A 25,865-nucleotide genomic window follows, 5' to 3' on the forward strand; every position below is an offset into this window, starting at 1 on the left:
GTCGCCGCTGCCCTCGTCTCCAGTGCCGTCACAAGCGCAGCAGACGCTCAGCATCCAGTCTTCGTTCAACGCCGGGGATTACGCTTTCCAGTATCTCAAGGAGAACTGGGTCCCGAAGGTCGAGTCGATGACCGGCGGTGACGTGGCGCTTAACATCATGCCGATCGGTAGTGTCGTGCCCTACAAGGAGACGCTCGATGCCACGGCGATGGGTCTGCTGGATGGTGAGCTCACCTCGCCGTTCTTCTTCACGGGACGCGATCCGGCCTTCGCGATCCTCGGCGATCTGGTCGCCGGCTACGACACGCCGGAGCAGTTTTTGGGCTTCTGTCGCGACGGCGGGGGCGAACAGGCGCTGCAGAAGACGATCGACCAGCAGTTGCCTGACCGCATTCATGTGATCGGTTGCGGCCCCTACAAGAAGGAGTCGCTGGTGGCGGCCGTGCCGATTCGCGGTGTCGATGATCTCGACGGAGTGAAGATCAGGACACCCGAAGGGCTGGAAGCGGCCGTATTTCAGCAGGCGGGCGCCACGCCGGTAAATTTGCCTTACTCGGAAGTGTTCACCGCGCTGCAGCAGGGCGTCGTCGACGCCGCCGATGCCAGCGCCTACGTCAATAACGACGCTGCGGGCCTCAACGATATCGCCAAGTATCCGATCTATCCGGGCATCCACAGCATGGGAGCCCAGCAGTTCACGCTCAATCAGGATGTCTGGAAGAGCCTGAGCGAAGAGGATCGACAGGCGCTGCATCAGTGGTTTTACGCCGCCTTCGAGGATCTGGCCAAGGTGGTCCACCAGCAGGATGAGAAGCTGGCGGCTCGCGACAAGGCCAAGGGCGATATCACGGTGATCGACTGGCCGCAGGCCGAGCGCGACAGGTTCCGCGAGATCGCCGAGACCGCCTGGCGCGAGTACGCTGAACGCAGCGAGCTGGCCACCGAAGCGCTGGATGCGCATCTGGCGTACATGCGCCAGATCGGCCTGATGCCATCCAGCTCGAAAGGGGCTGATGCGACGCCTTGAGTGTCTGGCATCCGTGAACGTTCAGGGCCTCGGCTGCTGTTGGGTGATGCAGTGAATATTGCCGCCGCCGAGTAGAATCTCGCGCGCGGGGACGCCGATGATGCGTCTGCCGGGAAACAGCTCGGCCAGCTTGGCGCGAGCCTCGTCATCGTGGGCGGGGTCGAGCAGCGGCATGACCACCGCGCGGTTGCCGATGTAGAAATTGACGTAAGAGGCGGCCATGCGGTCGCCGCCGCGGCGCGGCCGCGAGCTCGACAGCCGGTCGACGCCGCCCGCTTCCTCCTCCTGCAGATAGAGCGGACCCGGCTGCGGCAGCTTGTGCACCTTGAGCCGGCGGCCCCGGGCGTCGGTACTCGATTCCAGGATGTCCAGCGCTTGCTGAGAGATCGCCCGCTGCGGATCGTCGGGATCATCGCTCCAGGTCAGCGCCACTTCACCCGGCGCGACGAAGCAGCAGAGGTTATCGACGTGGCCATCGGTCTCGTCCTGGTAGCAGCCGCTCGGCAGCCAGATCACCTTCTCGATCCCCAGATAGTCGGCCAACAGCCGCTCCTGAGTATCGCGCGTCAGCTCCGGGTTGCGATTCGGGTTGAGCAGGCACTCCTCGGTCGTGATCAGCGTCCCTTCGCCGTCGACGTGAATCGCGCCGCCCTCGAGCACCAGCGGCGCCGAAAAGCACGGCACGCCGAGCATTTCGGCGATCTTGCGGCGGATGCGGCGATCCTTGTCCCACGGAAAGTAGAGTCCGCCCTTGAGGCCGCCCCAGGCATTGAAGTCCCAGTCGACCACCGCGAGTCGTCTTTCCGGATGGATGACGAAGGTGGGGCCGACGTCGCGCATCCAGGCATCATTGCTGGAGAGCTCGACCACGCGCACCTGCGTCGGGAGATGGTGCCTGGCGTTCTCGTACTGTTCGTCGTTGACGCCGACGAAGACGGTTTCGCTCTCGGATATCGCCGTCGCGACCTCGACGAATGCGCGCTGTGCCGGCTTGGCGCCTAGCCGCCAGTTGTCGGGCCGCTGCGGCCACAGCATCCAGCAGGCGTCGTGCACGGCGAATTCCGCGGGCATACGATAGCCCAGTTGCGCCGGCGTGGTGGAAAGAGAAGAGGAGTTCGGCACAAAGACGTCGCTCATGACAAATGCCCGCAGGGAAACTAAGGTTTTCGGTAAATAGGTTTTCGATACATCGATTTTTCGTACATCGATTTTCTTTACATCGATCGACGATACGTTCTGACGGCGACTGTAGCACCGGACCTTCGCTTGCGCAGCGAGTCCTCGACATCGAAACGTCTGTCAGACATCGTCACGTTCACCACTCGGCACGTTCATAAGGAGGAGAGCGTCATGCGTTTTACCGTCAAGGGTATCGAGGACAACCGACCGATTCCGGCCCAGTTCGCGTTTGCCGTTCCCGACCCCGATCAGCACATGCGGTTGAGTGATAATCGCAATCCGGAGCTGCGCTGGCTGGATGCGCCGACAGGTACGCAGAGTTTCGTGGTGCTGGTCACCGACCCGGACGTGCCGGGCGTAGCCGATGACGTCAACCAGGAGGGCAAGACGCTGCCCGCCGACCTGCCGCGAGTCGACTTCTATCACTGGGTGCTGGTCGACATTCCCGCCGATGTTGCGCTGATCGAAGAGGGCGAGATGGCCGATGGCGTCGTGCCCAAAGGCAAGCCGCACGGGCAGACTGCTAAGGGCATCGCCGGTATCAACGGCTATACCGGATTTCTCGCCGGCGATCCCGACATGGCCGGGGTTTACGGCGGCTACGACGGTCCCTGCCCGCCGTGGAACGACGAGATCGTCCATCGCTATACCTTCAGTCTTCATGCGTTGGATATTCCTACCCTGGGGCTCGCGGGCGAATTCACTGGCGAGCAGGTGCGCGAGGCGATGGCTGGCCACGTCCTCGCGGAGGCGAGCGTCACCGGGACCTACACACTCAACCCGAAGGTACGCTGACGCGTATCGCCGCGTTTTGGACAGTCCAGGATGGAAGCGACGTTCTCGGCACAGCGACTGCACCGGGAGATGCTGGCGCTGGCCAGCGAGCGAGGGCATGGCAAGACGTTCTGTCCCTCCGAGCTCGCCAGGCGCCTCGGCCCGCCCGACGATTGGCGAGCGCTGATGCCGCAGATTCGCCAGGCGGCCCGTGAGCTGGTCGATGAAGGCCGGTTGGCGGCGACACAGCGCGGCCAGACGCTGGATGTCGACGAGACTTGGCGGGGCGCGATACGACTGGGGTTGCCGCCGGGCGGTGAGAACAGCGGGCAGACCCGGTGAGCGAGCGAAAGGCAGGGCGGCGTGCAGGCATCGGCATGCTGGTGCTGTGCTGGATCGTGCTCCTGGCGCTGGCGATGTTCTGGTTCCGCGATCTCGAGCAGCACCGACAGAACCCTAACGCCGATCTTGCCAGCCTCACCGTCGACCACCAGCCGGTCCAGCTGAAGCGCAACGCCTATGGCCACTTCGTGGCCCCTGGCGACATCGACGGTCACGCCGTGACGTTTCTCGTCGATACCGGCGCAACCTACGTCTCTCTGTCGCGAAATCTGGCCGATGCCTTGAAGCTAGAGCCCGGCCCCGAGGTGACCTTTACCACTGCCAATGGGCGTGTCAGCGGCCATCTGACGACGCTCGATAGCGTGACGCTGGGTGGCTTGCGGTCCCGGCATGTGCCCGGGTCGATTCACGACGGATTCGACGACGACACCGTGCTGCTGGGGATGAGCTTTCTGGGGCGCTACGACATTCGCATTCGCGGCGACGAGATGGTCGTTGCACCTGCTACGCGCTGACGATTTGCGCGGTAGATGCGGAATTGTCGGTTATGCTTCGCGCTGGCGGGCGCATTCGGGGCGCTCGGTGCGAATAAAGCCAGGGAGGAATATCGATGATGGCCAGGATGCGCCAGGGGGCGATGGCGGCAGTGATGATGGGGCTTGCGGGCTGCGGGAGCCTGTCGACCGGCTCCTTTTCGATGCCGGAGATATTCGATAGCTCGCCCAGCGACGAAAACGTGGTCAAGCGCCAGATAGCGTTTCCCGCCGAGGAGTACGCCCGGCTCGACAAGCACGGCACCTCTGCCGTTCAGGGGCGACTGACCTATACCACCGATGCCGGTCAGACGCTGATCGGCGCCGATGAGACCGTCTCCGTCGCGCCGGCAACGCGCTATGCGGCCGAAGCCGCCGATGTCGCGCTCTCCGGACGCAAGATCGAACCTGCCGACCCGCGGGCTCGTGAATACACCCACTACGCCACCACCGACGACAGCGGCTACTTCGTCGTTCGCGGTATTCCGTCGGGCGTTTTCTATGTCGCCGGCAGCGTGCTGATGCCGGGCGGCAAGTCGCGTAGCCCGATCATCATTCGTCAGGTCGAGCTCGGCGATGGACAGACGCGTGACGTCGATCTGAGCCGGTGATGGGGATAGGGATAGGGAGTAGAGGCTAATGCTGACTATTTGGGGCCGCCGCAATTCCTATAACGTCCAGAAGGTTCTATGGCTGGCTGACGAGCTGAACATTGATTATCGGCACCGGCTGGCCGGGGGTGAAACCGGTGGGCTGGACGCCGAATCCTTTCTGTCCATGAATCCCAACGGCCGAATACCTGTGCTCGAGGACGGCGATCTCGTTGTGTGGGAAACCGATGCGATTCTCCGTTATCTTTCGTCGGCTTACGCCAGCAGGGCGTTCTCGCCGCGATCGGCCGCCGCGCAATCCCATATCGACCGTTGGATGGCCTGGGCGTCGACGAGTCTGGAACCGGCATTCTTTACTGGGGTGTTCTGGGGTTTCTATCGCACTCCGGTCGAACGGCATGACGCCGAAGCGATCACACGAGCTTTGGAAAAATGTGCCCGACTCTACTCGATACTCGATGCTCAACTTTCAAAAGCCCCTTACCTCAGTGGTGAAGCGCTGGGTTTGGCGGATATTCCTGCCGGTACCACGCTGTATCGTTATTTCGAACTCGATATCCCTCGGCCGTCGTTACCCAATGTCGAAGCATGGTATGAGCGGCTCATGGATCGTCCGGCCTACCGGTGCAACGTCATGCGTCCTTTCGAAGAGTTATACGGCCGATTGGCGTACTGAACCATCCCCGTCGAGTACGAGATAGTTCTAGAAGAGAATGGTGCTGGATGGGAAATTGGGTCGCTAACCGGCGAATTATCCCGCCATTTCGTCCGACAATGCGCTTCGTGATCCTGTTACAGGATTACAAAGGGAACAATTCGGGTATGATGCGGGTCTATCCGCTACGTTTAGCAGTCTAGCGTAGCGTCAGGTATCGTTTCTTGAGGGTTTCGTGAAACGGCTGGTTGGGCGGGGTTGTTCGGCCGGTCACGCGAAAGACGATGCCTCATAATAAATGAATCGGTGGTATGCAGGGTTTCGAGGCCAACTCATAGGGATGGAAGACAGCTTGGACAGCACTGCACATCAAGATCGCGTACTGATCATCGAAGACGACGAGCGTCTTGCCCATTTGACGCGAGAGTATCTGGAAGCCAACGGTTTTCAGGTCGGGCTCGAGCACGATGGCGCCCATGGGGTGGAGCGGATCGTCGAAGAGCAGCCGGATATGGTGATTCTCGACCTGATGCTGCCCGGCGAGGACGGCCTGTCGATCTGCCGCCGTGCCCGACCGCATTACGCCGGCCCCATTCTGATGCTGACCGCTCGTACCGACGACATGGATCAGGTTCTGGGTCTGGAAATGGGCGCCGACGACTACGTGCCCAAACCGGTACAGCCGCGAGTGTTGCTGGCGCGAATGCGCGCGCTGATGCGTCGGGCCGATAGTCTGGTGTCATCGAGCGGCGCCACGCGGCTGACGTTCGATAATCTGGTCATCGACAGCGCGACGCGCGAGGCGTGGCTGGAAGAGGAGCGGATCGACCTCACCAGCGCCGAGTTCGACCTGCTGTGGCTGCTGGCGGACAACGCCGGCCGCGTGTTGACCCGCGAAGAGATTTTCTCGCAGCTGCGCGGGATCAAGTATGACGGCCAGGATCGGTCCATCGACGTGCGCGTCTCGCGAATCCGGCCGAAGATCGGCGATGATCCCAATCATCCTCACCGTATCAAGACCGTGCGCAGCAAAGGTTACCTGTTCGTGAGGGATAGCTGAGCCGGGGCGGTCGACGGCCGCCCCCGCCATTCGCGAAAGCCATTTCCGAAACGCACTCCCCGCGCGAGATCCCCATGCGCCGTTCTTTGACCGACAGCACTTTTCTGCGCTTCTACGCGTCGCTGCTGGCGGCGCTAATCATCACTTTCGGTCTGGCGCTGTTCGGCTTTTTGATGGTCGACAAGGTGCGCCAGGAGCACTATCGCGAGAACCTGGTCAGCGGCCCGCTGGCGCTGCTGGCTGACCTCGTCTCGCGGCAGCCGCTGGAAAACCGCAACGACTGGCTGGCCTCGATGGCCTCGACACTCGGGATGCCGCTGGGCCTCTTCGAACTCGACGATCTATCGCTCAACTACTTCGAGCGTGCGCGGCTGCGCGGCGAGCGGCCGGTGATCGAGTCGACGGAGGATGGCTGGCGCTCGCTCTATCAGCTGCCCCACTCGGACTGGGTGCTGGCGGCCCGCATCAACAGTCTCAACGAGATGCAGCTGCGCGGTATCACGGAGGTGATGCGAACCTGGCTGAGCGGCGAGTCCGAGCAGGTGCAGACCAAGCGTCTCGATCGCATAGAGCATCAGTTCGATATCCCCGTCGGGCTTTACACCACGCCGCCGACGGATGTCGACCCGATCCAGGCGACGCGCCTCGACGCCGGCGAAGTCGTGGTGCGTCTCGACACCGGCCTCAGCTCGCTCTACATCCACGCTCGCGTCGGTCCGGACCGCTGGCTGCGAATCGGTCCGCTACCCAGCTTCGAGGCGATGCCGCTGTCGCTGGCCCTGGCGCTGCTGATCATGGTGTTGATCACGCTGGCCGGGGCGATCTATCTGATCGTGTGGAGCGTCGAAGGGCGTGTCGGCCGGCTGGAGCGGGCAGCCACCCGAATTGCGGCGGGGCACCTCAACTCGCGGGTGCGCGTCGACAGCAGCGACTTTCTCGGGCGTCTGGGCATGGCGCTCAACGGCATGGCTGCGCAGGTGCAGTCGCTGTTGCGTAGCCAGCAGGAGATGATTCGTGCGGTCTCTCACGAACTGCGCACGCCGGTCGCGCGAATCCGGTTTGCCGTGCAGATGCTCGAGGATTTGAGCAAGGAGGATATCGCGCGTCGGCAGCTGGAGGGCATCGACGAGGATATCGCCGAGCTCGATCGTCTGATCGACGAGATTCTCACCTACGCCAAACTCGACAGCGAAAATGCCCAGGGCGTGAGCCTGAAAACCGAGAGTCTGGAGTGTCGTGCCGTCGCCTGGCGGGTGGTCGAGACCTTGAGCCCGCTACATCCGCATCTGGAGCTCAGCGTGACCGACGGTGCCGAACTCGAGGTCGAGGCCGAACCTCGCTATCTGCAGCGGGCCGTCCAGAACCTGGTCGCCAACGCCTGCCGTCATGCCGAGCAGCGCGTTACGGTCACCGTGCATCAGGAGCCTCGCGCGGTGCGAATCGATGTCGAGGACGACGGTCCTGGCGTTCCGGAAGCCGATCGCATCGCCATCTTCAAGCCGTTTGCCCGGCTGGATGATAGCCGAACGCGGCGCTCCGGCGGTTACGGCCTGGGGCTCTCGATCGTGCAGAAGATCATGGCGTGGCACGGCGGTAACGTCGTCGTCGACCGCAGCGAGACCCTCGGCGGCGCCCGATTCAGTCTGCTACTGCCGATCCAGGGACGCGAGGCGATTCACCCGCTCAACTTCGAGGAAGAGCCGGCTTGATGCCGCTGAGCACCGCGAAGGAGGTATCCCGAGCGGTGCGCACGAAATCCTCCATCCACGGCAGTGCACGATTGTCCTCCCGGATCGCGGCGTAGAGCGTGCTCCACACCCCCTCTCTGCCGAGCGGCAGTGCCTTGACGTAGTCTCGGTCCAGATACTCGGTCAGCGCCCAGTTGGGCAGCGCGCAGACGCCGCGACCGCTGGCGACCAGCTGCATCATCATGACCGTGAGTTCGGCACTGCGAATCTCCTGCGGGCGAATGCCGACAGGATCGAGAAACTGGGTGAAGACATCGAGTCGGGACTGATCGACCGGATAGACGATCAACGTCTCCGCGCTCAGATCGGCCGGCTCGACCCAGGGCCGGCCGGCCAGCGCGTGCTGGTTGGCGACGGCCAGGAGTCCCTCGTAACGAAACAGCGGCTCGTAGTGCACGCCGGGCAGCGGCTCCGGGTTGTCGGTAATGACCAGATCCAGCGCTTCGCGCGTCAGTCCCGGGAGCAGGTCGAAATTCTGCCCGCTGGGGATATCGATCTCGATCTCCGGCCAGTGATCGCGGAAATGATCGATCGTCGGCATCAGCCATTGAAAGCAGCTATGGCATTCGATCGCCATATTCAGACGACCGTGTTCGTGGCCGGCAAGCCTGGCCAGGTCGCGCTCGGCCAATCGAAGCTGAGGCAGCACCTGTTCGGCGAGCATCAACAGGCGCTCGCCGGCGCGAGTGAAACTGACCGGTTTCGTCTTGCGGGTGAACAGGGGCATGCCAAGTCGCGACTCCAGATCCTTGATCTGGTGCGAAAGCGCCGACTGCGTGAGATGAACGCGTTCCGCCGCCTCGACCAGCGAGCCGGTGTCACGCAGGGCAATCAGGGTACGAAGGTGGCGGAGTTCGAGCATGCTGTGAATTTAGCTCACGTGGGAGATGGGACAAGTGTGTCGGGTTCAGGCTGAAGCCGCACAGAGTGAGACGATAATGAGGCGATAGTAAGGCAATAGACAGACTGGCGCCGGACGATACGAGACACGCGCCAAGCGAACCTCACGACGTCATCTGCGCATTCTACCTGTTAACGCCGGAAGGCCCTACCCAGGCAGCGGGCGAAGCGCAATGCCGAGCCTGATTCACTCACCGTCGGCGGCTGGCTCGACCCCGCGCCATCCGGTCGTCCCGAACGGTGTGGTGAGCCGGCGGTCAACGGGGATGACGTGACGTGTTAGGCTTTGTGCCGCGCCGCGAACCGACCTCACGGCGCTTTCACGGGTTCATCCTTTGACCCTGTTGCCTTGACCCTGTCGCCAGCTCGGGAAGTTCTCATATGCCTCAAGCCGCTCGCCTTAACGCCTTCGCTGCCCATGCCGTCTCTGCCGCCGTCAGTCGCGTTTGCCACCGTGGACTCCTCGTGCTCGGCATGGCGGCGGTCGGGGGCTGCGCGACCGGGCCGCACTCCGTCGAGGATGGCGAGGGCGTCGATGCGGCCTCGTCGATGTCGGTCGCTGCCGATGCGGTCCAGTCACCGCTGCTGCCGAGCGCCTTCTTTGCCGACGGCGGCGCACGCTTCACTGCCTGGCGCTGTACGCCGTCGCAGGATCTGGTCACCACCACGCCGGACAAGGAGCGACTGCGGCTGTGGACGGCGCTGGGCGAAACGGAGCTGCCGGCGGCGGTGGTCGGCAGTGGCGAGCGCTACGCGCTGGGCGGACTCTCGTTCTGGCGCAAGGGGCGCGACGCGCGCGTCGAGAGCGACAACGGGCAATTGGTCTGTACGATCGGCAGCGAGCGGGAAACCACGACGCGCGAAGCGCATCCACAGAGCATTTTCTACGCCAGCGGCAATGAACCGGGCTGGAACGTGTCGCTGGACCGCAGGACGACGACGTTGACGCTGGTTTCCGACTACGGCCAGGCGAGAGACACCTTCGACTATCGCGTCGCCTCGGTGAAAAACGGCAGTCAGGCGCGCATGGTGCTGGTCAGTGACAGCGGCCGCCGTCCCTTGGAGATGGATCTACGTGCCGGGGCCTGCTTCGATGACATGAGCGGCCAGCCGTGGCCGGTGAAGGTGACGCTGCGCTACGGCAACAGTGAATGGCATGGGTGTGGCCAGGGGGTCGAGGCGAGTCGCTGATTTCGATTATGAAATCGAACGATATATCCCATTTTTCGCGTTTTTCATTTGAAAAAGCGCAATGAATAATGCCTCCACATTCAACGCCCGCTGGGCGGCTCCACGGAGGCATTGTCATGACAAAGCGCATTCTCCTCGTTACCAGTTCCCTCTTCGGTGAAAACGGCCAGTCCAGCGCGCTGGCCGCGGCCTTCAAGGCATCGCTCGCCGGGCACGATGTCGAATTGACCGAGCGTGACGTCGTGGCCGAGGCGCTGCCACACCTGTCGAGCGCCGAGATGATGAGCTGGATGACCGACCCGGCCGAACGCAGCGCGGAGCAGCAGGCGCTGGCCGCGATCTCCGACGAGATGCTGGCGGAAATCGACGCCAATGACGTCATCGTGCTCGCGGTTCCGCTTTACAACCTGGGTATCCCGAGTCAGCTCAAGGCCTGGTTCGATCGTATTCTGCGCGCTGGCAAGACCTTCCAGTACACCGAGAAGGGTCCTGTCGGCCTGCTCGAGGGCAAGTCCGGTCTGATCCTGGCGGCGCGCGGCGGCATGTACGCCGGAACCGAGATGGATTCGCAGACGCCGCATATCAAGCACATGCTCAAGTTGATCGGCATTGCCGATGTCGAAGCGATCTATGCCGAAGGCCTCAACATGGGCGATGCGCGCAAGCAGCAGTCGCTTCAGGAAGCCGAGCAGGCAGTTGGCCACTACGTGGCGTCCCACTTCTGAGCGCTCGACGCTCATCCTACGAGGAACACATGATGCGTCAGCTGCTGCAGCAGGACGACCTGGGCAAGCTCATTCTGCGGTTGGGTGTGGGCTGCCTCATATTGCTTCATGGCATCAACAAGATCGCCCACCCGGCGGCGTTCGATTGGCTGGGACAGACCCTCGCTGCGCATGGCCTCCCGTCCTTCATTGCCTACGGCGTGCTGCTGGGGGAGGTAGTCGGGCCGCTGATGGTGATCGTCGGCTGGCAGTCTCGAATCGGTGGCCTGCTCATGGCGGGCAACATGATCGTCGCCGTCGCCCTGGTACACCTGCCGCAATTCGGTCTGTTGACGGAGCAGGGCGGCTGGATGCTGGAGCTGCAGGCGATGTACCTGCTCGGTGCGCTGGTGGTGATGTTCCTCGGCAGCGGTCGATTCGCCGTCAAGCCTGACTGATCGCTCGTTTCACGGTCGACCTGGAAACCGCCCGGCATCGTCGATGTCGGGCGGTTTGCGTTCTCGCCTGTCGGGAGCTCCCGTGGCCGAGCGCCGCTGGTGCGTTAGCGAGCCCACGTCAAGGCATCGGCTTCAGGCGGTGCCGGAATGGGCACGACCGTCGGGTCGACGAGGCGCTGCATCAGGCGCGTCAGCACGGCCCCATCCGGCCGCCCCTGGCTCAATCGCTCGCCATGAATAGCGCGCCACTGTGATTGGGCACCGCCTTCGGCCGGGGCACGCTGCGCCAGCGGAAAGGCGAACGGATGCGTGCCGGGAATGCCGAGGCGAACATCGATCGCGATCAGACGGTCGCCGCCGTCCGGCATTGGCTGATGCGCATAGCGCAGAAAGGGGCCGCTGAACCAGGCAAGGCGCTGGCCGTCGTCGGTCTTCAGAGCCACATCGCGCCCGAGCGTTCCGATCGGCCACTCTTGAAAGACGATCGGCGCGTTGCCATCGAACAGGCTCACCCAGCCTTCCTGGATGTCGGTGTCGCCCACCGCGGTGACGCGCCAGAGCAGCGTGGTCAGCGGCGCCGGCTGGACCATCAGCGGGGCACTCTCCAGGCCGCGTTCGGCCAGCGCCGTGCGAACCCGTGATTCCACGAACGCCTGCGCACCGAGGCTGAAGCCGATATAGAGACAGGAGAGGCCCAGCACCCAGCGGAGCAGGCGATGCCGTCGGGGCCAGACGGCGACCACGATCACACCGATCAGCAGCGGCAGGGTGTAGAACGGGTCGATGATGAACAGGCTGTGCCAGGCGATCGGCGGGGTATTCAGCGGCCACAGCAGCTGCGTGCCATACGTGGTGAAGGCGTCGAGCAGCGGATGAGTCAGCAGGCAGAGCGCGAACAGCAGCCACCTGTGCCCGAATGTCGCGACATCTCGAGATCGCGGCAGCAGGCGAGTGATCAGAGTGAGCAGCGTCGCCACACCGGTGAGCACGAACAGCGAGTGGCTGAAACCTCGATGATGCGTGTAGTCGGCGACCGCGTTGCCGTAATCGATGACGACATCCAGGTCGGGAAGGGTGCCGAGCGCGGCGCCGATCAGTAACGCGCGCCTGCCCAGGCGGGGCATGACCGCGCCGCCGATGGAGGCACCCAGGCAGGCTTGGGTCAGCGAGTCCATTCGATCTCCTTGAAAGCGGATATGCCGTCCTGTCACGCATCAGGCGTGCGATCCGAGTCTGCGCAAGCCCGGCGCAAACGTCGAGCCCGCATTCACCGACAGTCGTTCCTGGTCTACCATGAATGCGTCCAACACACTGACGAATCAGGAAGATTCCATGGAATATCTGCACACGATGGTTCGCGTCACCGATCTCGACGCTTCGCTGCATTTCTACTGTGACCTGCTGGGCCTGCAGGAGATTTCGCGCCAGGAGAACGAGAAAGGGCGTTTCACGCTGGTCTTCCTCGCGACCCCGAACGACACGCCTCGCGCGAAGGCGGAGAAGTCGCCGATGGTCGAGTTGACCTACAACTGGGACCCCGAGACCTATACCGGCGGGCGCAACTTCGGCCATCTCGCCTACCGCGTCGATGACATCTACGCGCTGTGCCAGAAGCTTCAGGACGGCGGCGTGACGATCAATCGCCCACCGCGCGACGGCCATATGGCATTCGTGCGCTCGCCGGACGATATCTCCATCGAGCTGCTGCAGAAGGGTGACTCCCTGGCGCCGCAGGAACCGTGGGCCTCCATGCCCAACACCGGCAGCTGGTAAGCGTCGGTGAGTCGCTCGTCACGCCTGCTGATCGGCTGGCTGCTGCTGGTGGCGATCGCCGCCAGCAGCGGCATTCTCGCACCGCCCGGGGCGTGGTATGCCGCGCTGGAAAAGCCGCCGTTGACGCCGCCGGACTGGCTGTTCCCCACGGCGTGGACGCTGCTCTACGTGATGATGGCCGTCGCTGCCTGGCGCGTCACGTTGATGGCACCGGCGAATCGTCGACGTCAGGCATTGACGCCTTTCGTGGCTCAGCTCGTCGCCAACGGTCTGTGGTCGTGGCTCTTCTTCGCCGCGCACTGGATGCTGCTCGGGCTCCTCGATCTGCTGCTGCTGTGGGGATTGATCGTGTGGACGCTGGTGAGCTTCTCGCGTCACTCTCGGCTGGCGGTCTGGCTGTTGGTGCCTTATCTCGTGTGGGTCAGCTTTGCCGTTTATCTCAACGCGGCGCTGTGGGTGCTCAATGCCACATTCCCCTGACCGCGATGCGAGGCGATTTATTTGAAGAAGGTCGCGATACCGACCGCGCTCGAACGGGCGATGCGGCGCGAGGCCGAGGCGCTCGAGCGGCTCGACCGCGATGTCTATGCCGAATTCGAGCGTGATCCGTTGGCGCCGATCGTCGGTCTTGGTCCGGTTGATGCCAAGCTGGCGATCATGGGGCGCGACCCCGGTCGCAAGGAAGTGGAAATCGGACAGCCATTCGTGGGCGCCGGCGGACAGAAGGTGAGGGATGCTCTGTATCGGCGGCGTCACGGCGAGGCGCTGCCGGATTTCGAGCGTTCAGTAGACGTCGGTCACGAAGTCTTCTGGATCAACACCGTGCCGTACAAGCCGCTTGGCAACAAGGCGTGGTCGATGGCGGTTAAGCGACGATTCCAACCGATGATGGCCCGCCTACTGCTCGAGACCTGGCGAGGGGAGACCGTCATCACGCTGGGGCGCGAAGCTTTCCTGTGGTTCGGCCTCGACCAGCCCCGCGACGTACGCCAGTCGCTGGAGGCATTCTGGCAGCGCGAGGATCGCTTCGACGCCACGCATCGAACACGCCTCGCGTTGGCGGATGGCACGGCACGGGAGTTGACGCTAGCGCCATTGCCCCACCCTTCGCCTCTCAATCAGCGCTGGTTCAAGCGCTTCCCGGACCTGATGCAGCAGCGGCTAAAGACGCTCGGCGTCGATTGAGTTCAGCAGCGCTCGGCGTCGACTGAGTTCAACAGCGCTCGGCATCGAGTGAGACGCTGTGCCGTCGACGGGCTCAATCGGGCCTGGCCGCCATGCGCCCGCTGCCCAAGAAAAGTACCGCCAGCGCGCCGAACAGGAACATGCCCTGCAGCTCCAGCGTCCAGCCCCCCTGGGCATTGAGGGTCCAGAGCTGCGAGAGATGCATCAGAGCCAGGGCAACGACCATATTGATGGCGATGAGCAGCGCGCCGATGCGGGCCTGATAGCCGATGATCGTCATCAGTGGTCCCACGATCTCCCCGATCAGGACGCCATAGGCTACGAAAGAGGGTAGCCCCATGTGCACCAGCTGGTTGGCGATGCCGTTAAGGATGGTGGGATCGGCGAGCTTGTTGAGACCGTGAAGGAGAACGAGCAAGCCGACGCAAAGCCGCAGCAGCAGCTTGCCGAGATCATCGTTGTGAAAAAACCGCATGGGGAATGCTTCCTGTGGTTATCGGTTCGGTGCCTTGTGGGCGTGCCTAGGCTACCAGAAGGCGCGAGCCTGCTCGGGGGCCAATCGCTCGAATCGGTGTAAGCCTTCGCGTACATCACGGGCAGTGATTTTCGTCATGTAAATCCCGTGTAAAAAGCGCCATACTCTCCGCGACAAAATGGCCCAAGTCGGCATGCTCTGACGAACGGTTTGGGGGCGCCGGATGCCTCGGGATCTGCTCGTGCGCCGCCATAACAAGATAACGAGTCCTTTCCATGCGGAGTCCCCTGTTCTCGATATGGCGCGCCATCGCCATGCCACCCGACGAGCTCGCGGTCGAGCGCCGGCGCAGTTACGAGATCATGGCCGAGATCTACCTGCTGGCGTTCTGCGTACAGGCCGCCGCCGCACCGCTGATCTACGCCGTGGGCCACGCCTTTCTCGGCCATCTCGATCTGCTCTGCCTCTGTGCCTACGCGGGTGCACTCTGGCTCCATCGTCGCCTGCTGGTGGCCTGGGCGCTGGCGCTCAAGCTGAGTGCCTTTCTGCTCTTCGTCAGCTACGGCGTCGTCGTGGTCGGTGATGGACAGACGACATCGTTGATCTACTACCTGCTGTTTGCCGAGGTCGAGCTGATGCTGGCCGATTTGCACCGGCGGACCAAGATCGCCGCGACGGCGGGGCTGATCGTTTTCTCGTTGATCGTCACTCACCTGCCGATGCCGGCATCCAGCGCGGTGTCGGTCGCTGACTCGCTGCTCTCCGATCTTGGCCTGGCGCTGGTCTTCGTGATGCTCTGTATCGTGATTCTGCGCACGTTGACGATCACCGATCGGCTGGAGCATCGCTATCGCCGAGACGCCATGCACGACTCGCTGACGCTCGTGCTCAATCGCCGTGCCGTTTTCGAGCGTGCCTCGCTGCTGTGGAAGGCGGGCCGCAGCTTTTCCGTCGTGCTGGTCGATGCCGATCGCTTCAAGGAGATCAACGACAACTACGGCCATACCGCTGGCGATGCGGTGCTGCATCACCTGGCCGGCCTGCTGCGGGATTCGCTGCGCGGCGACGACTGCATCGGCCGCGTGGGCGGAGAGGAGTTTCTAATTCTACTGCCCGGGGCCGGGTCGGGTGAGGCGCTGACCGCCACGGCGCGCATTCGAGACCGTCTCGCCAGGCAGCCCTGTCTGTTCGACGGTGTTGCGCTGCCGGTCACGCTCTCCATGGGGGTCGCCAGGTCTCGAGAAGGGCGATCGCTACGTGATGTCGTCGAACTTGCGGATCGGCGACTCTACGCCGCCAAGTCCGAGGGGCGGGATCGGGTCGTGGTCGAAGGTCATGATCGCAGCGCGGCTTCGCGCAATGCTCAGCGTCTGGCCGAGGGGGCCGAGAGTGCGCTCTCGGCCAGCGCCGGTGAAAAAGAGACGGCGTGAGCGCGAACGGCCGCCTCAGCGGGTTGGCTTGAAACGTGACAACCCGCGCTGAATGGCACCTGCGCTGCGGCTTGCCAACGGCGTGCAGAGCACCCAGGGCAAGGCCAGCAGCGCAATGCTCAGCGCGCCCATGTAGACGTCGCTGAACCAGTGAGCGCCGACCATGATTCGCGGCGCGCTCAGCAGCACCACGAAAGCCACGCTCCACGTGGCGACACGCCGATCGGCGAAGCGCAGCATGTAACCGGCGAAGATCATCAGCATCAGCCCGTGGTCACCGGGAAAACTGTTGGCGGCACCATCCTTGGTCGGAATGCTGACGATATCGGTGAGATGCATGGCGTTGGCGAAAAAGCGCGTCGGACTGGGATGCCCGTAGGTGATCGCCTTGTCCGTGACGAGCGCGAGCACCCCGGCTGTCACCAGCATCGTCATGCCGATGCCGACCCAGCGTCTAACGCGGTCAGGGCGTGCGTCGCGACGCATGGCGATGGTAAAGAGAACGCCCATGACGCCGAACGAGGCAGCATCGAAGAAGCGCGTGTTGAGCAGCGCCAGTGCGTCGTCCCAAAGGCCGTTGTCCGGCGTGATCCAGTGATTGAAGGTCCAGAACACCTTGTCATCCAGATCCAACCAGAACACGCCGTGGGGCCAGGCCCAGCTGAGCAGCAGCAGCAGACCGGTCAGGTTGAACGCGACGATGCGTTTGAGATTGGGCGAGGTCAGGGGCATGGCGAGTCGTCTCGAAAGAGAAAGCGGACGAATTCGATGCACCTGGCGGAACAGCGTCGGCACGAGGGCATCGATGCGGTGTGCCATTTTAATTTAAGACAAACATAAGAAACAATGTTTCTTAACCGCTGGCTATTGCGGGCCGAACGCATACCGGTGAATGGGCGAGGTCTTGACGCACGAACCCCGGCCGGGGCCGGGGTTCGTATTCGATCGCGCGGGATCTCGATCGGAGGATGCGCCAAGGCGCGGGAAGCGCTACGAGGCGCCCGCCGGCTCAAGCATCGAGGGTGGCGATCTTCTCGCGCTGCTCGATCAGAAGCTGACGCGCGGCCTGATACTCCTTGAGCTTGCCGCGCTCCTTCTCGACCACGGCTTCGGGCGCCTTGGCAACGAAGCCTTCGTTACCGAGCTTTTTCTCGATGCCGCCGATCAGCTTGTCCTGCTTGTCGATCTCCTTGGCCAGCCGAGCCAGTTCGGCCTCCTTGTCGATCAGGTCCGCCATCGGCACCAGCACTTCCATATCGCCCACCAGTTGGGTAGCAGACAGCGGCGCCTGCGCTGGATCGTCGAGCCAGGCGACGCTCTCGAGCTTGGCCAGCTTGGCCAGAAACAGGCGGTTGGCCTCGAGTCGCTCGCGGTCGGCGGCCACGCCTTTGGTCAACAGCACATCGAGCGGCTTGCCGGGTGCGATGTTCATCTCGGCGCGAATGTTGCGCACGGCGATGATCACGCCCTTGAGCCACTCGATGTCACGAATCGACTGCTCGTCGACGCCGGCATTCTCGGCCATCGGCCAGGGCTGGGTCATCAGGCTATCGCCTTCGCTCCCCCGGGTGCCTGCGAGCGGCGCCACGCGCTGCCAGATCTCCTCGGAGACGAACGGCATCATCGGATGCGCCAGACGCAGGATCGACTCCAGTACGCGCACCAGCGTTCGTCGGGTGCCGCGCTTGGCCTCCGGAGCGGCGGCATCGTCCCACAGCACCGGCTTGGAGAGCTCGAGATACCAGTCGCAGTATTCGTTCCAGACGAAGTCGTAGAGCGCCTGAGAGGCGAGGTCGAAGCGGTACTCGTCCAGCGCCTTGGTGACCTGCGCCTCGGTCTGCGACAGCCGCGACAGAATCCAGCGGTCGGCGAGAGAGAGCGATACCGGTTCGTCGTTTGCCCCGACATCTTGCCCTTCGGCGTTCATCAGCACGTAGCGCGAAGCGTTCCACAGCTTGTTGCAGAAATTGCGATAGCCATCGAGACGGCCCATGTCGAACTTGATGTCGCGCCCGGTGGTCGCCAGCGACAGGAAGGTATAGCGCAACGCATCGGTGCCGTGGGCCTCGATGCCGTCGGGAAATTCGGCCCGCGTCGCCTTCTCGATCGCGCGGGCTTTCTGCGGCTGCATCATGTTGCCGGTGCGCTTGGCGACCAGCGTTTCGAGGTCGATGCCATCGATCAGGTCGATCGGGTCGAGTACGTTGCCCTTGGACTTGGACATCTTCTGGCCCTGACTATCGCGCACCAGACCGTGGACGTAGACCTGCTTGAACGGCACCTCGTCGGTGAACTTCAGCGTCATCATGATCATCCGGGCGACCCAGAAGAAGATGATATCGAAGCCGGTCACGAGCACGCTGGTCGGGTGGAACGTCTCGAGTTCCGGGGTTTTCTCGGGCCAGCCCAGCGTGCCGAAGGTCCAGAGTCCGGAGCTGAACCAGGTGTCGAGCACGTCCTCGTCCTGGGTCAGCGCAACATCGGTGGCGATGCCATATTTCTCGCGCGCTTCGGCTTCGGTGCGCGCGACGAAGACGCCGCCTTCGGCGTCGTACCACGCCGGAATGCGGTGGCCCCACCAGAGCTGGCGCGAGATGCACCAGTCCTGCAGATCGCGCATCCAGGCGAAGTACATGTTCTCGTAGTTCTTGGGCACGAACTCGATATCGCCATTCTCGACCGCGGCGATGGCCGGCTTGGCGAGCTGTTCCACGGCAACGAACCATTGATCCGTCAGCAGCGGCTCGATCACGTCGCCGGAGCGGTCGCCGTAGGGTAGCGTGTTGTTGATCGTCTCGATCTGCGCCAGCAGGCCCGCGGCGTCCATGTCGGCGACGATGCGCTCGCGCGCCTCGAAGCGGCCGAGACCGGCGTAGGCCGCCGGCAACGTCGTGTCGACATCGGCAAGCGGACGGCCCTGCAGGTCGAACGCCTCGGCGCGCTCGAGAACGGTGGCATCCTTGGAGAAGATGTTGATCAGCGCATGGTCGTGGCGCTTGCCGACTTCGTAGTCATTGAAGTCGTGGGCCGGCGTGATTTTCACGCAGCCCGAGCCCTTCTCCATGTCGGCGTGCTCGTCGGCAATCACCGGAATGCGACGTCCTACCAGCGGCAGCTCGATGAATTTGCCGATCAACGAGGCGTAGCGGGGGTCTTCCGGATTGACGGCGACGCCGGTGTCACCGAGCAGCGTTTCCGGGCGCGTGGTGGCGACGATCAGGTGATCCTTGCCATCGGCGGTTTTCACGCCGTCGGCCAGCGGATAGCGGAAGTGCCAGAACTGGCCCTGCTGTTCGCGGTTCTCGACCTCGAGATCCGAGATCGCCGTATGCAGCGTCGGGTCCCAGTTGACCAGACGCTTGCCGCGATAGATCAGTCCTTCGTCATGCAGGCGCACGAAGACTTCCTGCACCGCCTTGTAGAAACCGTCGTCCATAGTGAAACGTTCGCGCGTCCAGTCGACGCTCGCGCCCATGCGCCGCAGCTGGCGGGTGATATGGCCGCCGGACTCCGCCTTCCACTCCCAGATCTTGTCGGTAAATGCCTCCCGGCCCAGGTCGTGGCGCGTCTGGCCGGTCTCGGCCGCCAGCTTGCGCTCCACCAGCATCTGCGTGGCGATACCGGCGTGATCGGTACCCACTTGCCACAGCGTGTTGTTACCGCGCATGCGCCGGTAGCGCGTCAGCGTATCCATGATCGTGTCCTGGAACGCATGGCCCATGTGCAGGCTGCCGGTCACGTTGGGCGGCGGAATCATGATCGAGAAGGGTTCGCCTTCACCGCTCGGCGCAAAGCGGTTGTCACGCTCCCAGCGCTCGTACCAGCGGGTTTCGATCTGATCGGGTTGGTAGGTCTTGTCCATCTCGTTCATGACAGGAAGGCTTCCGGCTCGGCATTCGGTGACAGACGCTCGCCGGCGCCCGAGCAGAGCCCGGCGACGACGTGGCGAAAATGGCGGCGATTATACCCTCTGGGGCCATGCGGCGTCAGGGCGCCACTTTATTTAGCATCAAAACTCAACTCCCTTTCCCGACAGGCGATATCAGCTTTCTGCTCGACGGCGGACGTCGCGAGTGGTCAATTCGAAGAAGAAAGGGAGCAGTCGCTACACCATGAATTCCTCAAGCGTTTATCCGGTTACCGCCGCAAATAGCACTCGGCAAGAGGCAACGCGGCGTAACCGCACCGCGCCGAGCGAGCGCCGAGAGATGTCACTGCGCCGCCAGCGCTGGATCGGTATCGCCATCCTCTGGGTCATCGTCGTCGGTATGCTGGTCATCAACGCCTGGCAGATGCGCGACGCGCTGGTCGCGGAGCGCGAGCAGCGTATGGTCACGGCGGTCGACATGGGCGTTTCGCTGCTTGGCCATTACCAGCAGCTTGCCGCGAACGGCGCGATGCAAGAGGCCGATGCACGGCAGGCCGCCTTCGAAGCGCTGCGCGAGATACGTTTCGAGAACGACAGCAACTACGTGTTTGCGTTTGGCGGAGACCTGAAGATCCGGGCGCACCCCAAGCGCGAGCAGGGCCAGGATGTCTCTCAGGCAACGGACCCGACCGGCAAGCGAATCTTCCCCGCGATGATCGATGCGGCGCGCACCGGGGGTCACGGGTTCGCGGACTACCGTTCCAATTTCGCCCGCGGAGCGGAGTCTCAGCCGCGCGTTCACGCCTATGTGGCACGGTTCGCGCCTTGGGATCTCTATGTCGCAAGTGGCGTATTCATGGGCGACGTCGATGATCAGGTACTGAGCCAGCTGCTTCACTCGAGCGTTGTCGGTCTTGTCGCCGGTATGCTTGTGACGCTCGCGTTCTGGTTCATGATCGCCAGAGTGCTGCGGCGTCTGGGCGGTGAACCAGCCTATGCGGCTGGCGTGGTCGAGCGTATCGCCGCCGGTGATCTGACCGGCAGCATCACGACCTCGAACGGGACACACAGCCTGTTGCGAGATATCCAGCGCATGCAGGATGAACTCCAGCAGGCCGTCAGCGAGATCCATGTCTCGAGTTCTGCGGTAGAGCAGGGCGCCGCGGAAATTTCGGCCGGCAATCAGGAGCTCGCCAGCCGCACCGAAGAGCAGGCGGCGGCGCTGCAGCAGACGTCCTCGAGCATGGAGGAGATGACGGCGACCACGCGTCATAGTGCCGACAACGCGAGCCGAGCACGCGAACTGGTCGAACGCACCGGCGAGACATCACAGGAAGGACAGGCATCGGTGCTGGCCGCGGTCGAGTCGATGGAAGAGATCCGTCAAAGTGCCGGCGAGATCACCGAGATCATCGGCCTGATCGACAACATCGCGTTCCAGACCAATATTCTTGCGCTCAATGCCTCAGTGGAGGCTGCGCGCGCCGGCGAGCATGGCAAGGGGTTTGCCGTCGTCGCCAGCGAAGTGCGCCAGCTCGCCAATCGCTCGGCCACCGCCGCTCAGGACATCAAGCGGCTGATCGATACCTCCAACAGTCAGATCAATGCTGGAGCCGAGCGTGTCGGCGAAGCGAAGTCTCGCATGCAGGAGATCGATGCCCGCATCCGCGAGGTCGACACGATATTCGATGAGATCGCCAGCGCTGCGGTAGAGCAGACCGGCGGCATCGAGCAGATCAACGATGCTGTTTCGCAGCTCGACCAGACCACGCAGCAGAATGCCGCGCTCGTCGAACAGACTTCTGCCATGGCGGATACGCTGAAGGATCGCTCGCAGGCGCTGAGAGACGCCGTGCAGCGCTTCAAGGTCTAGATCAGGGCTGTTGGTGGAAGCAAGCTCTGCTCGCGAGAGGCTCAACCGCGCATCCTGTTCGCTCGCGATGCTTTCTCCTACGAACCCCTCGAACCGGGTCTTGGTGGGAGCGAGCTTGCTCGCGAAAGGCTCGATCGCGCGTCCTGTTCGCTCGCGATGCTCCCTCCTACGAACCCCTCGAACCGGGTCTTGGTTGGAGCGGGCTTGCTCGTGAAAGGCTCAACCGCGCATCCTGTTCGCTCGCGATGCTCCCTCCTACGACCCCCTCGGACCGGTTCTTGGTTGGAGCGAGCTCTGCTCGCGAAAGGCTCAACCGCGAATCTTGTTCGTGAGCAAAGCTCCCTCCTACGAACCCCCCGAACCGGTCCTTGGTGGGAGCGAGCTTGCTCGCGAAAGTCCCAACCGCGCATCTTGTTCGCTCGCGATGCTCCCTTCTACGAACCCCTCGAACCGGGTCTTGGTCGGAGCGAGCTTGCTCGCGAATGGCTCGACCGCGCATCCTGTTCGCTCGCGATGCTCCCTCCTACAACCCCCTCGGACCGATTCTTGGTGGGAGCGAGCTTACTCGCGAGAGGCCCAACCGGGCATCTTGTTCGTGAGCAAAGCTCCCTCCTACCAACCCCTTGGACCGGTTCTTGGTTGGAGCGAGCTTGCTCGCGAAAGGCTCAACCGCGCATCCTGTTCGCTCGCGATGCTCCCTCCTACGAACCCCTCGAACCGGTCCTTGGTGGGAGCGAGCTTGCTCGCGAAAGGCTCGACCGTGCATCCTGTTCGCTCGCGATGCTCCCTCCTACGAACCCCTCGAACTGGGTCTTGGTTGGAGCGAGCTTGCTCGTGAAAGGCTCAACCGCGCATCCTGTTCGCTCGCGATGCTCCCTCCTACGAACCCCTCGAACCAGTTCTTGGTTGGAGCGAGCTTGCTCGCGAAAGGCTCAACCGTGCGTCCTGCTCGTGAGCAAAGCTCCCTCCCACGAACCCCCTCGGACCGGTTCTTGGTAGGAGCGAGCTTGCTCGCGAAAGGCTCAAGTGCACCCCATTCGCTCGTGATGCTCCCTCCTGCCAGATGCCCCGAGCCGTTAATGTTGGAGGAAGCAAGTCGGTGCAAGGCCGGGCTCGCGTCTCACAGCTTGTGCGCCTCGACCGGGTAGCCGCGATCCTTGTAGGTCTGCCAGCAGGCGCGCTTGGTGCGAAGCACGTCCTGGTGCTGGTTGATGATCTCGGCGACCCGTTCGACGCGAGAGAACCACTCCGGAATCTCGTCGTGCAGGTTGAGCATCGCTTGTACCCCGGGCTCAGGCGTACTCTCCCAGCCGATGGTGACCGGCGGTACCGGCGCCACGTCATCGCCGACAACGGCGTGCGGCACGTAGCTCTCCTCGCGGAACGTCCACAGCATCTCGTCCATCTGCCGGGCCATTGCCTCGTCCTGCGTATGGACGTGCAGACGGTATCCCTTGCGATAGATCGTCTCCGCCAGCCGGCAGGCGAACGCCAGCCGGGCTTCTAACGTGGTGTCCTGGAGAATGTAGAAATCGATTTTGGTCATAAATCCCCTTCGGGGAGCGGTAAGCAGTAAGAGCGGCGCTTCGCGCCGGGAAGCGGGAAGAGAGACGATTTTAGCTACGAGCTACGAGCCCAAGTTGCGAGCTACCAATGTTACCTGAATCGTCGCCGAGCGAGAGGAATGGGCTGAGGTGAACCCGAGCGATTGCGCGAGCTAGCCTCAGGCAAGGCGAATCCAGCTTAGCGAGCGCAGTTGAGGGGGCTTCAATGAGCATCGCGGAGCTGGATTTAATACAGCCCTGACACTGAGAGAGCCTGAGACGAACAAGGCTCTCCGGCGCTTCCGAGCGATTGAGCGAGCTAGCCTCAGGCAAGGCGAATCCAGCTAAGCGAGCGCAGTTGAGGGGGGCTTCAATGAGTATCGCGCAGCTGGATTCAACGCCGCCTGGGCGACGCGCAGCCAATCGATGGAGGACTAGACGCCGCCGTCGACATCGACCAGCGCCCCGGTCGTAAACCCGGCCTCGGCCAGCCACAGCACGGTGCTGGCGATCTCTTCCGGCTCGCCGATGCGGCCCATCGGAATCACGTCGCCGGCCACGTCGGGCTTGTCCGGATTGCCGCCGCTGGCGTGAATGGTGGTGCGGATGACACCGGGACGTACGGTGTTGACGCGGATACCTTCGCCGGCGACCTCTTTCGATAGCCCTTCGGTCATCACGTCGATAGCACCCTTGGAAGCGGCGTAGTCAATATATTCGCCGGCGCCGCCGAGATGAGAGGCCGCAGAGCCCACGTTGACGATCGCGCCACCCTTGCCACCATGCTTCGTCGACATGCGCTTGATCGCTTCGCGCGCGCAGATGAATGGCCCGACCACGTTGATCTTCATCATGCGATCGACACGCTCGAAGCTCATCTCGTCGACGCGGCTGATTTGGTCGACCACGCCAGCATTGTTGACCAGCACATCGACCCGACCGAGTTCGCGGTCGACCGTTTCGAACAAGGTAACGATGGCAGCCTCGTCGACCACATCCGCCTGCACGGCGATCGCTTGACCGCCGTCGGCTTCGATCTCCGCGACGACCTTGTCGGCTGAGGCCTTGTCGCTACGGTAATTGACCGCGACGGCGTAACCCTTCTGGGCGGCCACGATGGCGGTGGCAGCGCCGATGCCGCGCCCGGCACCGGTAATGATCATCACTGGCTTCATCACGAAATCCTTCTATGGATGGCAGACGGGGAAGCGAGCCGGAGCCCTGGCGCCCCGGGTTGGCCCGCAGACGAAACGACCGCCGAGTGGCGGTCGTTGGTGAATCGCGTTACACGCTCAGCGTAGGCCGAAATCAGGCCAGCTGCATGAGCCAGCCGCGGCTGTCTTCGGCGCGGCCATACTGAATGTCCAGCAGGCGCTTGCGCAGCTTGCCGCTGACGGCCTCGGCGCCGGCTTCCGGCGTGACGATACGGTCTTCCTCGGTCACCAGCTGACCGATCTGCGTGATCACGGCGGCGGTGCCGCAGGCGAATACCTCGACGATCTCGCCGCTGGCGACGCCATCGCGCCACTCGTCGATGCTGATCGGGCGCTCCTCCGGCGTGAGGCCCTCGTCGCGCGCCAGTTCCAGAATGGAATCGCGGGTGACGCCTTCGAGAATCGTGCCGGTCAGCGCCGGGGTGACCAACCGGCCATCACGGTAGACGAAGAACAGGTTCATGCCGCCGAGTTCTTCGATCCACTTGTTCTCCGCGGCGTCGAGGAAAGCGACCTGATCGCAGCCATGAGCTTCTGCTTCGGCCTGGGCCAGCAGTGACGCCGCATAGTTGCCGCCACATTTGGCGGCGCCGGTACCGCCGGGCGCGGCGCGGTTATAGTGCTGGGAGAGCCAGATCGACACCGGCTTGCCGCCGCCCTTGAAATACGAGGCGGCGGGGGAGGCGATCAGATAGTAGTCGACTTCGGCGGCCGGCTTGACGCCGAGCGACTTGCCGTTCCCGATCATGAACGGACGAAGATAGAGACTGCACTCCTCGGCGTCGTTCTTCGGCGTCGGCACCCATTCGGCGTCCTGTGCGACTAGCGTCTTGAGCGAGCCGAGGAAGGTCTCGTCGTCGAGCTCCGGCAGCGCCAGACGACGCGCCGAGGCGCGGAAACGGGCGGCGTTCTTCTCGGGGCGAAAGGTCCAGACGGAGCCATCGGCATGACGGTAAGCCTTGATGCCCTCGAAGATTTCCTGGCCGTAGTGCAGCACCGGCGAGGCCGGGTCGATCATGAGCGGGCCGTAGGGCTTCAGCTCGCCGCGCTGCCAGCCCGTCGCCTTGGTCCAGCGTACGTGTACCATGTGGTCGGTGAAGTAGCGGCCGAAGCCCGGGTTGGCAAGAATCTCGTTACGCAAGGCAGCGTCGAGAGGATTGGCGGATGGGCGGGCTTCGAAACCTGAGGTGGACACTGCGACTTCTCCTGACAGTCCTTGATGCCTGTCGGACCGAACGCCTTGGCGCGTTCGACAGGCGGTCGATGACATCGATGGGGCGCTGCACGCACAAACGCGCGGCGGACCGTTTAAATTAGCACG

At 63.3% G+C, this 25,865-nt stretch carries 25 protein-coding genes; 16 read left to right on the forward strand and 9 right to left on the reverse strand.

The annotated features are described in order from the left end of the window. The first annotated feature begins 22 nt into the window (after positions 1-22). A complete protein-coding gene (locus IE125_RS10700; RefSeq protein WP_229809050.1) occupies positions 23-1,027 on the forward strand; it encodes a TRAP transporter substrate-binding protein in 1,005 nt (334 codons plus the stop codon). Positions 1,028-1,048: 21 nt separating this feature from the next. Here the strand turns inward: IE125_RS10700 and aguA are convergent, their stop codons facing one another. After that, on the reverse strand, positions 1,049-2,164 hold the full coding sequence (aguA, locus tag IE125_RS10705; RefSeq protein ID WP_189444645.1) for an agmatine deiminase: 1,116 nt from the start codon (positions 2,162-2,164) through the stop codon (positions 1,049-1,051). A gap of 213 nt (positions 2,165-2,377) precedes the next feature. Between aguA and IE125_RS10710 the strand changes: the two genes are divergently transcribed. The 7 genes from IE125_RS10710 to IE125_RS10740 all read left to right on the forward strand — a co-directional run bounded on the left by IE125_RS10710 (position 2,378) and on the right by IE125_RS10740 (position 7,890). Continuing rightward, positions 2,378-3,001 (forward strand): YbhB/YbcL family Raf kinase inhibitor-like protein, encoded by a 624-nt coding sequence (locus IE125_RS10710; protein ID WP_189444646.1) that lies wholly within the window; start codon positions 2,378-2,380, stop codon positions 2,999-3,001. 30 nt (positions 3,002-3,031) lie between these two features. After that, positions 3,032-3,322, forward strand: a complete 291-nt coding sequence (locus tag IE125_RS10715; protein ID WP_189444647.1) for a DUF3253 domain-containing protein — start codon at positions 3,032-3,034, stop codon at positions 3,320-3,322. Beyond that, positions 3,319-3,837, forward strand: a complete 519-nt coding sequence (locus IE125_RS10720) for a retropepsin-like aspartic protease family protein (protein ID WP_229809051.1) — start codon at positions 3,319-3,321, stop codon at positions 3,835-3,837. The genes IE125_RS10715 and IE125_RS10720 overlap by 4 nt, the downstream gene beginning before the upstream one ends. Before the next feature lie 95 nt (positions 3,838-3,932). Continuing rightward, on the forward strand, positions 3,933-4,466 hold the full coding sequence (locus IE125_RS10725; RefSeq protein WP_229809052.1) for a carboxypeptidase-like regulatory domain-containing protein: 534 nt from the start codon (positions 3,933-3,935) through the stop codon (positions 4,464-4,466). Between the two features lie 28 nt (positions 4,467-4,494). Continuing rightward, positions 4,495-5,142: a glutathione S-transferase family protein gene (locus tag IE125_RS10730; RefSeq protein ID WP_189444648.1), complete on the forward strand. Its 648-nt coding sequence runs from the start codon at positions 4,495-4,497 to the stop codon at positions 5,140-5,142. A gap of 319 nt (positions 5,143-5,461) precedes the next feature. After that, positions 5,462-6,181 carry a winged helix-turn-helix domain-containing protein gene (locus tag IE125_RS10735; protein ID WP_189444649.1) on the forward strand — a complete coding sequence of 240 codons (720 nt, stop codon included), beginning with the start codon at positions 5,462-5,464 and terminating at the stop codon, positions 6,179-6,181. 74 nt (positions 6,182-6,255) lie between these two features. Further along, positions 6,256-7,890, forward strand: coding sequence for an ATP-binding protein (locus IE125_RS10740; RefSeq protein ID WP_189444650.1), 1,635 nt, complete (start codon positions 6,256-6,258; stop codon positions 7,888-7,890). Here the strand turns inward: IE125_RS10740 and IE125_RS10745 are convergent. Next, positions 7,865-8,791 carry a LysR family transcriptional regulator gene (locus IE125_RS10745; RefSeq protein ID WP_189444651.1) on the reverse strand — a complete coding sequence of 309 codons (927 nt, stop codon included), beginning with the start codon at positions 8,789-8,791 and terminating at the stop codon, positions 7,865-7,867. The two genes, IE125_RS10740 and IE125_RS10745, sit on opposite strands and share 26 nt — an antisense overlap. A gap of 419 nt (positions 8,792-9,210) precedes the next feature. Here IE125_RS10745 and IE125_RS10750 point away from each other — a divergent pair, with 419 nt between their 5' ends. The 3 genes from IE125_RS10750 to IE125_RS10760 all read left to right on the forward strand — a co-directional run bounded on the left by IE125_RS10750 (position 9,211) and on the right by IE125_RS10760 (position 11,182). Further along, positions 9,211-10,020: an MliC family protein gene (locus IE125_RS10750; RefSeq protein ID WP_189444652.1), complete on the forward strand. Its 810-nt coding sequence runs from the start codon at positions 9,211-9,213 to the stop codon at positions 10,018-10,020. A 116-nt stretch (positions 10,021-10,136) separates the two neighbouring features. Next, positions 10,137-10,745, forward strand: coding sequence for an FMN-dependent NADH-azoreductase (locus IE125_RS10755; protein ID WP_189444653.1), 609 nt, complete (start codon positions 10,137-10,139; stop codon positions 10,743-10,745). Positions 10,746-10,774: 29 nt separating this feature from the next. Then, complete coding sequence (locus IE125_RS10760; RefSeq protein ID WP_308430137.1) at positions 10,775-11,182, forward strand: DoxX family protein; 408 nt, start codon at positions 10,775-10,777, stop codon at positions 11,180-11,182. A gap of 104 nt (positions 11,183-11,286) precedes the next feature. On the opposite strand, the gene IE125_RS10765 is transcribed toward IE125_RS10760, so the two are convergent. Further along, positions 11,287-12,357, reverse strand: a complete 1,071-nt coding sequence (locus IE125_RS10765; protein WP_189444655.1) for a metal-dependent hydrolase — start codon at positions 12,355-12,357, stop codon at positions 11,287-11,289. Positions 12,358-12,514: 157 nt separating this feature from the next. Here IE125_RS10765 and IE125_RS10770 point away from each other — a divergent pair, with 157 nt between their 5' ends. The 3 genes from IE125_RS10770 to IE125_RS10780 are packed head-to-tail and all read left to right on the forward strand — an operon-like array spanning position 12,515 to position 14,140. After that, positions 12,515-12,955 carry a VOC family protein gene (locus IE125_RS10770; protein WP_189444656.1) on the forward strand — a complete coding sequence of 147 codons (441 nt, stop codon included), beginning with the start codon at positions 12,515-12,517 and terminating at the stop codon, positions 12,953-12,955. Between the two features lie 6 nt (positions 12,956-12,961). Continuing rightward, complete coding sequence (locus tag IE125_RS10775; protein WP_189444657.1) at positions 12,962-13,435, forward strand: TspO/MBR family protein; 474 nt, start codon at positions 12,962-12,964, stop codon at positions 13,433-13,435. 21 nt (positions 13,436-13,456) lie between these two features. Then, complete coding sequence (locus IE125_RS10780) at positions 13,457-14,140, forward strand: uracil-DNA glycosylase family protein (protein WP_229809053.1); 684 nt, start codon at positions 13,457-13,459, stop codon at positions 14,138-14,140. A 73-nt stretch (positions 14,141-14,213) separates the two neighbouring features. Here IE125_RS10780 and IE125_RS10785 read toward each other — a convergent pair whose 3' ends face one another. Further along, the gene (locus IE125_RS10785; protein ID WP_189444658.1) at positions 14,214-14,615 is read right to left on the reverse strand and encodes a DoxX family protein; all 402 of its coding nucleotides are present in this window, start codon (positions 14,613-14,615) and stop codon (positions 14,214-14,216) included. 275 nt (positions 14,616-14,890) lie between these two features. Between IE125_RS10785 and IE125_RS10790 the strand changes: the two genes are divergently transcribed. Next, positions 14,891-16,045 (forward strand): GGDEF domain-containing protein, encoded by a 1,155-nt coding sequence (locus tag IE125_RS10790; RefSeq protein WP_189444659.1) that lies wholly within the window; start codon positions 14,891-14,893, stop codon positions 16,043-16,045. Between the two features lie 15 nt (positions 16,046-16,060). Here the strand turns inward: IE125_RS10790 and IE125_RS10795 are convergent, their stop codons facing one another. Together IE125_RS10795 and IE125_RS10800 are read right to left on the reverse strand one after the other, a co-directional pair. Beyond that, complete coding sequence (locus tag IE125_RS10795) at positions 16,061-16,777, reverse strand: phosphatase PAP2 family protein (protein WP_189444660.1); 717 nt, start codon at positions 16,775-16,777, stop codon at positions 16,061-16,063. Positions 16,778-17,054: 277 nt separating this feature from the next. Further along, positions 17,055-19,907: a valine--tRNA ligase gene (locus IE125_RS10800; protein ID WP_189444806.1), complete on the reverse strand. Its 2,853-nt coding sequence runs from the start codon at positions 19,905-19,907 to the stop codon at positions 17,055-17,057. A 346-nt stretch (positions 19,908-20,253) separates the two neighbouring features. On the opposite strand from IE125_RS10800, the gene IE125_RS10805 reads away from it, so the two are divergent. Then, complete coding sequence (locus IE125_RS10805) at positions 20,254-21,786, forward strand: methyl-accepting chemotaxis protein (RefSeq protein ID WP_229809054.1); 1,533 nt, start codon at positions 20,254-20,256, stop codon at positions 21,784-21,786. 1,120 nt (positions 21,787-22,906) lie between these two features. Here the strand turns inward: IE125_RS10805 and IE125_RS10810 are convergent. From IE125_RS10810 to IE125_RS10820, 3 genes are all read right to left on the reverse strand, one after another. Beyond that, complete coding sequence (locus IE125_RS10810; RefSeq protein ID WP_189444662.1) at positions 22,907-23,332, reverse strand: DNA polymerase III subunit chi; 426 nt, start codon at positions 23,330-23,332, stop codon at positions 22,907-22,909. A 432-nt stretch (positions 23,333-23,764) separates the two neighbouring features. Further along, positions 23,765-24,505, reverse strand: a complete 741-nt coding sequence (locus IE125_RS10815) for an SDR family oxidoreductase (protein WP_189444663.1) — start codon at positions 24,503-24,505, stop codon at positions 23,765-23,767. Between the two features lie 133 nt (positions 24,506-24,638). Further along, positions 24,639-25,739 carry a branched-chain amino acid aminotransferase gene (locus IE125_RS10820; protein WP_229809055.1) on the reverse strand — a complete coding sequence of 367 codons (1,101 nt, stop codon included), beginning with the start codon at positions 25,737-25,739 and terminating at the stop codon, positions 24,639-24,641. Between the last annotated feature and the right edge of the window lie 126 nt (positions 25,740-25,865).

The sequence above is a fragment of the Salinicola rhizosphaerae genome, from assembly GCF_014652715.1.
GTDB lineage: Bacteria > Pseudomonadota > Gammaproteobacteria > Pseudomonadales > Halomonadaceae > Salinicola > Salinicola rhizosphaerae.

What these genes read in the sequence shown, in the direction of transcription:
- IE125_RS10815 (WP_189444663.1), bottom strand. Translation starts at nt 24,505, where the DNA reads ATGAAGCCAGTGATGATCATTACCGGTGCCGGGCGCGGCATCGGCGCT.
- IE125_RS10805 (WP_229809054.1), top strand. Translation starts at nt 20,254, where the DNA reads ATGTCACTGCGCCGCCAGCGCTGGATCGGTATCGCCATCCTCTGGGTC.
- IE125_RS10785 (WP_189444658.1), bottom strand. Translation starts at nt 14,615, where the DNA reads ATGCGGTTTTTTCACAACGATGATCTCGGCAAGCTGCTGCTGCGGCTT.
- IE125_RS10790 (WP_189444659.1), top strand. Translation starts at nt 14,891, where the DNA reads ATGCGGAGTCCCCTGTTCTCGATATGGCGCGCCATCGCCATGCCACCC.
- IE125_RS10745 (WP_189444651.1), bottom strand. Translation starts at nt 8,791, where the DNA reads ATGCTCGAACTCCGCCACCTTCGTACCCTGATTGCCCTGCGTGACACC.
- IE125_RS10770 (WP_189444656.1), top strand. Translation starts at nt 12,515, where the DNA reads ATGGAATATCTGCACACGATGGTTCGCGTCACCGATCTCGACGCTTCG.
- IE125_RS10735 (WP_189444649.1), top strand. Translation starts at nt 5,462, where the DNA reads ATGGAAGACAGCTTGGACAGCACTGCACATCAAGATCGCGTACTGATC.
- IE125_RS10750 (WP_189444652.1), top strand. Translation starts at nt 9,211, where the DNA reads ATGCCTCAAGCCGCTCGCCTTAACGCCTTCGCTGCCCATGCCGTCTCT.
- IE125_RS10765 (WP_189444655.1), bottom strand. Translation starts at nt 12,357, where the DNA reads ATGGACTCGCTGACCCAAGCCTGCCTGGGTGCCTCCATCGGCGGCGCG.
- IE125_RS10800 (WP_189444806.1), bottom strand. Translation starts at nt 19,907, where the DNA reads ATGGACAAGACCTACCAACCCGATCAGATCGAAACCCGCTGGTACGAG.
- IE125_RS10760 (WP_308430137.1), top strand. Translation starts at nt 10,775, where the DNA reads ATGATGCGTCAGCTGCTGCAGCAGGACGACCTGGGCAAGCTCATTCTG.
- IE125_RS10810 (WP_189444662.1), bottom strand. Translation starts at nt 23,332, where the DNA reads ATGACCAAAATCGATTTCTACATTCTCCAGGACACCACGTTAGAAGCC.
- aguA (WP_189444645.1), bottom strand. Translation starts at nt 2,164, where the DNA reads ATGAGCGACGTCTTTGTGCCGAACTCCTCTTCTCTTTCCACCACGCCG.
- IE125_RS10795 (WP_189444660.1), bottom strand. Translation starts at nt 16,777, where the DNA reads ATGCCCCTGACCTCGCCCAATCTCAAACGCATCGTCGCGTTCAACCTG.
- IE125_RS10715 (WP_189444647.1), top strand. Translation starts at nt 3,032, where the DNA reads ATGGAAGCGACGTTCTCGGCACAGCGACTGCACCGGGAGATGCTGGCG.
- IE125_RS10710 (WP_189444646.1), top strand. Translation starts at nt 2,378, where the DNA reads ATGCGTTTTACCGTCAAGGGTATCGAGGACAACCGACCGATTCCGGCC.
- IE125_RS10730 (WP_189444648.1), top strand. Translation starts at nt 4,495, where the DNA reads ATGCTGACTATTTGGGGCCGCCGCAATTCCTATAACGTCCAGAAGGTT.
- IE125_RS10755 (WP_189444653.1), top strand. Translation starts at nt 10,137, where the DNA reads ATGACAAAGCGCATTCTCCTCGTTACCAGTTCCCTCTTCGGTGAAAAC.
- IE125_RS10740 (WP_189444650.1), top strand. Translation starts at nt 6,256, where the DNA reads ATGCGCCGTTCTTTGACCGACAGCACTTTTCTGCGCTTCTACGCGTCG.
- IE125_RS10725 (WP_229809052.1), top strand. Translation starts at nt 3,933, where the DNA reads ATGATGGCCAGGATGCGCCAGGGGGCGATGGCGGCAGTGATGATGGGG.